General features: G+C 39.1%; 5 protein-coding genes. 3 read left to right on the plus strand and 2 right to left on the minus strand.

The window, feature by feature from the left end; all coding sequences use genetic code 11:
• The 3 genes from ACKI5B_RS11750 to ACKI5B_RS11760 form a co-directional block, all read left to right on the plus strand.
• Positions 1 to 629, plus strand: a 629-nt coding sequence (locus ACKI5B_RS11750) for a sensor histidine kinase (RefSeq protein ID WP_407428978.1), incomplete at its 5' end; no start/stop codon positions are given.
• Positions 630 to 685: 56 nt separating this feature from the next.
• A complete protein-coding gene (locus ACKI5B_RS11755) occupies positions 686 to 2,113 on the plus strand; it encodes a dihydroorotase (RefSeq protein WP_407428980.1) in 1,428 nt (475 codons plus the stop codon).
• Positions 2,114 to 2,122: 9 nt separating this feature from the next.
• Positions 2,123 to 4,018, plus strand: coding sequence for a fructose-1,6-bisphosphatase (locus ACKI5B_RS11760; protein ID WP_407428982.1), 1,896 nt, complete (start codon positions 2,123 to 2,125; stop codon positions 4,016 to 4,018).
• 25 nt (positions 4,019 to 4,043) lie between these two features.
• On the opposite strand, the gene ACKI5B_RS11765 is transcribed toward ACKI5B_RS11760, so the two are convergent.
• Both ACKI5B_RS11765 and ACKI5B_RS11770 read right to left on the minus strand, forming a co-directional pair.
• On the minus strand, positions 4,044 to 5,273 hold the full coding sequence (locus ACKI5B_RS11765; protein WP_407428984.1) for a hypothetical protein: 1,230 nt from the start codon (positions 5,271 to 5,273) through the stop codon (positions 4,044 to 4,046).
• Between the two features lie 11 nt (positions 5,274 to 5,284).
• A complete protein-coding gene (locus tag ACKI5B_RS11770; protein ID WP_407428986.1) occupies positions 5,285 to 7,567 on the minus strand; it encodes an autotransporter outer membrane beta-barrel domain-containing protein in 2,283 nt (760 codons plus the stop codon).
• Between the last annotated feature and the right edge of the window lie 330 nt (positions 7,568 to 7,897).

Consider the following 7,897-nt stretch of genomic DNA (forward strand, 5'->3'; position numbering starts at 1 on the left):
ATGAATTAAAAACACCTATTTCAATAATTGACGGGCATGCAAATCTTTTAAAACGCTGGGGTAAAGATAATCCCGAACAGCTTTCTCAATCAATCGAATCAATTTTACATGAAACGGAAAATATGAATAAAATTGTTTCAACTCTTCTTGAAATGAGCAGAATCGAAAACGGCCAGCTGAAAGTTGAGAAGAGCAGTTTTTTTGTGACAAATTTTTTTGCCAATCTCAAAGAAGAATTTAAAATCACGCATCCTGATTGTAAAATTCAGATTATTGATGATGATTTCCTTGAAATTGAAACAGATGAGCAGAAACTCCATCAGATTTTTACAGTAATTCTTTCAAACAGTGTCAAATTTGCAGGAGAAAATTGTAAAATCATACTTAAAGCACAAAAGTCAGGTAATAAAACAGAGCTTTCTGTAACTGACAATGGAAAAGGTTTTTCTGAAGAAGAACTGCCGCATATTTTCGAGAGATTTTACAAAGGGGATTCTTCGCATGACCGAAATATAAGCGGTTCAGGTTTAGGGCTTTCCATTGCAAAAACTCTGGTACTTGCCCTTGGTGGTGAAATTAAAGCAGAAAATTCTGAAAATGGTGGTGCAAAAATTTCATTAAAAATTTAAAAGTTCTTATCATTTTTCATACGCACAGAAACAATTATGTGATACAATATTTTCTTATGAAAGAAAATCCTTCACTTTTGATTATTTATAATGCCCGTCTTGTTGATTCAAAGATTGACAGCCCTGGAACTCTTATTATTTCAAATGGCAAAATTTTAAGTATTTTTTTAGGGGAATGTAAATCAGCAAAAACAGCCCTTTTATATGCTTCAGCATTTCTTTCTGATTCTGATTCAAAACCTGAATTTTATGATGCTAAAGGTATGACATTGATGCCTTCATTTGTAGATATGCATGCGCATTTCCGCTATCCGGGTCAGACTAAAAAAGAAGATTTAGATTCCGGTCTTCATGCGGCTGCTGCCGGTGGTTTTGGAACTCTTGTTCTTATGCCGAATACAAATCCTGTAATTTCTGATTCAGATACAGCCGGAAAAGTTATGAAAGAAGCAAATTCAAAAGGACTCGCACGAATTTTCCAGACTGTCAGCATTACAAAAAATTTTGAAGGAACTGATACAGGTGCCATTTCGACACTTACAAATGATAAATTCCCGGTAATTACAGAAGATGGCCGTGATGTTGCTTCAAGTGCTGTCATGCTTGAAGGCATGAAAAAAGCCGGTGAAAAAAATATCATTGTAAGCTGTCATTGTGAAGATCCTTCTCTGGCTCAGGCAGCAAAGCCTTACCGTCAGCGGGCACTTGGTTTTATGAAGCAGTATGATATTCCTGCAGGAAAGGTAAATATAGAAACCCCGGATGTTCCAAAAGCAGTGAATTTTGAGATTGACGGCAATCTTACTAAAGCCAATGAACTTCTGGCTCTTGCCGAAGATGCGGCAACAATACGCAATATTGAAATTGCAAAAACAGCCGGCTGTCATATTCATATATGTCATTGTTCAACAAAAACAAGTATGGATGCTGTGCGCCGTGCAAAAGAAGAAATTGAACTTGGAAACACAAATAAAGGCTTTAACTGCACAGTTGAAGTTACGCCGCACCATCTTGGACTTGTCGGCACTGATGCACCAAATATCCGTGCCCTTGTAAATCCTCCGCTTCGAAGTGAAGATGACAGGCGTGCCCTTATTGAAGCACTCCGGGACGGCACTGTTGACTGTATCGCAACAGACCATGCGCCACATACACAGGAAGATAAAGCAGCTGGAAGTCCGGGTTTTACAGGATTAGAAACTGCTTTTGCTGTCTGCAATACTACATTAGTCAAAAAAGAAGGCTTTTCACTTTCAAAACTTTCAAAACTGATGAGCGAAAATCCTGCAAAGCTGCTTAAATTAAAAACCGGCCGGCTTAAAATCGGTTATTCCGCTGATTTAGTTCTTGTTGATTCTGATGAAGAATGGATTGTAAACAGTGAAAATTTTTACAGCAAAGGTAAATCGACTCCGCTTGAAGGCAAAAGACTTGCCGGTAAAGTTCATGCAACTTTCTTTGAAGGTAAGCAAGTTTTCGGTTAAGGAAAATTTATGCACAGCGAAAAATTTTTAAAAGTTCTTGCACGCCAGTATCCGACTGAGCGTGCCGTTATTTCTGAAATTGTCAATTTACAGGCAATTCTTTCTCTTCCAAAGGGAACGGAACACTTTTTAACAGACATTCACGGCGAATTCCAGCAGTTTTCTCATGTTCTGCGTAACGGCTCAGGTTCAATCAGAACAAAAATTGAAGAAGTTTTCGGCAACACAGAAACAGCTTCGACAAAGCGTTCTCTTGCAACTCTTATTTACTATCCGAAAGAAAAGCTCGAAATTATCCGGCAGAGCGAAAAAGGCGAAGATTTAAATGACTGGTATACAGTTACCCTTCACCGTCTTGTGGCAATGCTCCGCCGAGTTTCTTCAAAATACACGCGTTCAAAAGTTCGTAAGATTATGCCGGAAGATTTTGCCTACGTAATCGAAGAATTAATCACCGAAAAAGAAGAACTTAGCGATAAACAGGCCTATTATAATCAGATTTTGCAGACAGTAATCAGAATCGGGGCGGCAGAACCTTTAATCGAAGCGCTTTGCAACATGATTCAGACACTTGTAATTGACCACCTGCACATTATCGGAGATATTTTTGACAGAGGGCCGGGGCCTCATCAGATTTTAGACAAGCTGCTTCACTATCATTCACTCGACATTCAGTGGGGAAACCACGATGTTGTCTGGATGGGGGCAGCTAGCGGCAGTAAAGTGTGCATTGCAAATGTTGTGCGCCTTTGTGCCCGCTACAATAATCTTGATGTTCTCGAAGAAGGCTACGGAATCAACCTTACGCCGCTTGTCACTTTCTGCATGAAATATTACGGGCACATGGACAGGCACGCAGTTCACAAGGCAATTTCGATTATTCAGTTCAAGCTTGAAGACCAGATAATCCGCGCAAATTCTGAATTTGAAATGCAGAACCGCCTTATTCTCGACAAAATCAACTGGCAGAAGGGAACAATTCAAATCGAAGGTAAAGAATGGCCGCTGAATTCAACAAATCTTGAAAACGATTTTCCGACAGTTGACCGTAAAAATCCTGCAAAACTCAACGAAGATGAAGTAATGGTCATGAACCGGCTTGCTTATTCGTTCATGCACTGCGAAAAACTTCAGAATCACGTAAAATTCCTTTACAAAAAAGGCAATCTTTACAAAGTCTTTAACGGAAATCTTTTGTACCACGGCTGTATGCCGCTTGATTCTGAAGGCAAATTTCTGAAAGTAAATCTTTTCGGTAAAGAATTTTCAGGAAAAGCACTTTATGATGAGCTTGAACTTTGGGCGCGCAAGGGATATTTTTCAAAACAGGGAACAAAAGAAAAGGAAAAAGGCGAAAGCATTCTCTGGTATCTGTGGACTGGTCCAAAATCGCCGCTTTTTGGAAAAGATAAAATGGCCTGCTTCGAAAATATGTTCATAGCCGAAAAAGAAGCAAGTAAAGAGCATAAAAATCATTATTATGATGAAGTTGAAGATGTTGCAACGGTTGAAGCAATTTTAACGGAATTCGGCTTAGACCCAAAAACAGCTCACATAATTAACGGACATGTTCCTCAGGAAGTAAAAAAAGGCGACTCACCGATTAAATGCGGCGGAAAACTTTTGATTATTGACGGTGGATTTGCGGCAGCTTACCACGAAAAGACAGGAATTGCAGGATACACGCTAGTCTGTAATTCTTACGGACTGCGTTTGGTTGTTCACGAAAAATTTACCAGCTGTGACCAGATGATTGCAACCGACAGTGACATTGTAAGCGACACAATTACAGTCGAAAAATTCCCGTCACGACACTATGTCGCCGACACAGACCGCGGACAGGAAATTAAAGAGCAGATTTCTGAACTGGAAGACCTTCTGGAATTATACCGTAAAGGTCAGTAATTAAGCGGGTGAATGGTGCGTTGTTTTAGAATCCGATTCTGAATCCTACAAATGCTCCGGCTCCGCTTAAATCAAAGCTGTTTACAAAGTTTGTACTTGCAAGGCTTGCTTTAGCGATAATCTCGATAACACGGAAATTGAAAGTAACGCCTGCCTGCTGCTGGAAAATCTGGTTCTGGTAAGAGCTGTTCAAATCAAAGAAAAGAATTTTCCAGATTCCAAGCCGGATATTAAGCATATATTCAAAATAAGTGAGCCTGTTTTCTGAAGAATACGGATCTCTCATTGCAAAGCCGACAGCCGGAGAAATCTTAAGCCACTGTCCTAAAGGTGTCCAGTTTGCACTCAAACCAAGTTTAAGCGGGCGGTATGCCTTATAAGTAGCTTCAGAATATGTAAAATCATCATGCCCGTGATCAGTTGTGTGTGATTCGGATTCATCAAGATAGCCAAGCACATTTGTTTCATCAAAAGAAGCGTAAACCCTTGTGCTCATTTTGTAGTTGAGTTTACCTGGAACAATTGGAATCCTGCCATAGCCGCCGATATTCAAACCGCCCAGAACATTCCGTTCAACTTCAAGAGTCAAATCAAAACCGCCGTTACTCATAATTTCTGAGATGTTGAAATTGGTATTATTGTCTTCAACAAAATCATGCATATTGGCAGCAGTATAAATTTCGACATTGGCACTTGCTTCTCCATGAACTGCTCCGCCGGAGGTAGTAGAGATTGAAGCTGTTGCAGTTGTTTTTGGAACATAAACAAGCGGTACATAATAAGTTGGCATAATTTTAACGGCATAATCGTTTACGAGAGTCTGAAATGAAAAGTTCATGTCGGCAAAAACATCTGCATAGCCTGTAACATCAACAGTTTTTGTAGAATCTACACTTAAACCGGAAGCAAGTAATTCAAATAAATCTTTGCTGATGTTAAAGTTTCCAGTTGATTCAATTCCGCCAGAAAAGGAAAGCCTGAAATGACTGCCTGCATTTACATTAAGGAAAGCCTGTTCCCGGTTATAAAATCCGATGGAAAATCCGTCATCAGGCATTTCTTTGGCAATTTTCTGCAGGTCAATCACAAGATCTTTTTTAAGAACATCCCCTGCTGCCCAATAACTGTTTGCAGCTGCGACCTGAGCATCAAGACCGAGTTCTACATATCTGTGAGGTTTTGAAATTAAATCTACGGCAAAAACGCATGGAAGCGAGACTGCTGAAAAAATCAAAGTTGATAAAATCTTTTTCATAATCTGCCTCCTTATTTTTCCCAGACGTCAACGGTGCCGTTAGTCTTTATTATTAACCTGCAGTTTGCAAGACCGAATTCTGCAGAACGTGGAACTTTGATTTCACTTCCGTCGGCTTCGATTGCAATTTTTATCTTTGGACAGAAAGGATAATTGTCAAAAAGCGAAGCAATTTCTTCTCCGGTGAATGTGAGGGTTTCCTGCGAACCGGAAACAGTCAGCTTTTTGCAGCTGTCGCTTGAAAAATCACTGTCTGTGAACACCTGGTCATCATAAAAAACAGCGGAAAGCTTAAGGCCTGTGTCATTTTTGACAGTGTAAACAACTGAAACACTTTCGATTAAGTCAGTGTATTTTTTGAATTTAGATTTATCATCAGCACTGTCTCGTTTTAATAAATCTTCATCAATTTCATGGCCTGCAAGAGAAAGAACATCGTTAATTGTGATGTAACTGTCATCGAGCCTGCTTGCAGACGGAATGTCATAAGTATCATTGAGTTTGATTTTAAGCGGTAAAATCAGTGCGATGTTTACGCTGATTGAAGTAGAGCCGCTTGTAAGAGCATCAAGAGCATCTCCTTCAAGAGTGATTTCACCGGCACTTCCAGAAAGCGTAAGATTGTAAGCGATTTTAAGGTTGTCCGGTAAATCGTTAAGAAGTTCTGTTACATTTGTAAGTTCTGCAGAATAATAATTGTCTGCGTCATTATCATGAGAAGCAAACATTTTGTCTGTAGAAATCATATAGTTTGAGTCTGCCAGTGAAGATAAATCTTCTGTGGTCTGCTTCATTTTGATTGTATCACTGGAAAGTAAAGTCTGGCTGCCACCATCATATGATGCAGTAACACCTGCATTAAAAGAAAGGTCTTCGATTGCAGAATTTTCGACAGGATAGGTCATGAAGATGTAGCCTTCAATGCCGGAAAATTCGATATTTTTGAGAAGATTGCTGATTTCACTGTCATCGCTGTCGGCTATGTCGTTGAGCAGTGAAGAAAAACTTAAGCCTGTATCAATTTCACCGGAACCTGCTCCGTTACCGAGTTCTCCAAGTTCTGAAATATCAACGATGAGATTTGAGAGGGAGTCAATTGAGCAGCTTCCTGCCAGTGTAATTGAAGTTGTTTCGCCTTCGTCAGCAAATACAATCGTGGCGTTTTGCAGTGAGAATACAAGCTGACTTCCTGATGTACTTACATTGGTTGGCGTTACTGTTTTACCATTAAGGGAAGCTGTTTTATGCAGAATATAGCCGGATTCTCCGCCGTCAGTGAATTCTGAATCAGGAATTGTAATTCCACCGGAAAGATTAAATTCTGTGCCGTTTTCAATTACAATTCCACTCCAGCCTTCAGGATAAGCACATGAGAAAGAAAGCGAGCCTGATTCAACTGTTGCTGATTTTAAAACTGAGTTTATTCCGTCAAGGGCAAAAGATTCATCAATTGAGATTGTGCCGTTTGTGCCAAGATCAGAATTTGACATTGTAAGTCCGGTAATTTTTGAAAATTTGATGTTATTCGGAGAAAGTTTGACCGTATAATCAAGCTTTGTTCCTGTAGTTCCACCGGAAATTTCACCGCTTACCCAAACCAGCATATTAGGAACAAGTGTTTTGCCGGACAAATCAAGACTTAGATTTCCACCGCCGGCAAGAGAAGCAGAAGTAGAAGGACCGGCAATAGTTTTGCCGTTTGTATCAGTAAGAGTTACACAGGCTGTCATTGTAAAATCATCAGAAACATTAGCAGGGGCAGTAAGAGAGATGTCAAAAGTTCCGCTTCTGATGTACATGTAAGTAAAATCTGGAGAAGTTATATTAAATGTAAGGGGAATCCCAGAATTTCCAGAATTATCTCTTAATGAGCCGTCTGTACCCAGTTCATAAACTGTAAGAGTCTGCGTTAAATTCAGACTGTCTGAAATTGTCTGAGACAAATCCGGAGCGTCGAAAGTAGTATTGAAAGAAATTTCACCGAGATCAGAGTCTGTAGTGATTGAAAGAGGAATGTCTGCAATCTGGTAGTTAAGAATGTACTGAAGGACATCAGTGCTTTTACCGGTCGGGTTGTAATCGTAAACAGAAAGCCCGGAGTTATCGTCTTTGTCGAGAATATCTTTTAATTTTGATACACTGAGTTTATCTGCAACAGAAATCGATGAACCGCCCAGAGAAAACTCGTAAGTTCCTGAAGATTTTACGGAAACCTTCTCCGGAAGAGAAAAATCACAGGACAAAGCTGTAAGCGAAAACAGAATAACTGAAAATGGGAAAATTAATTTCTTCATGTTCCGTCTCCTTCTAATCCAAAAAAATCAAAAACAAAATAACTTTATTTAATAAGAGACTTCTAAGAATATCTTGAATTATAACTTATTATTGAAGAAAAACAAGTGTAATATAGATATTTTGGAGATTTTTAATTAAAAATTTTAAAACTATTGTTTTTCCTGTAGAATTACATTATATTTCAGTTTAGACATTTCAATTCCAGTTGATTTATCCAAATTGCGGACTGGGGCTGTTTCGTATGAATCAGCAAATCTTGCTAAATAGGAGGCTCATTATGAGTGCTGTCTTATCTAACAATCATTATTTATTTACATCTGAATCAGTAA

It is taken from the genome of Treponema sp., from assembly GCF_045657965.1.
In the GTDB taxonomy this organism is placed as follows: domain Bacteria; phylum Spirochaetota; class Spirochaetia; order Treponematales; family Treponemataceae; genus Treponema_D.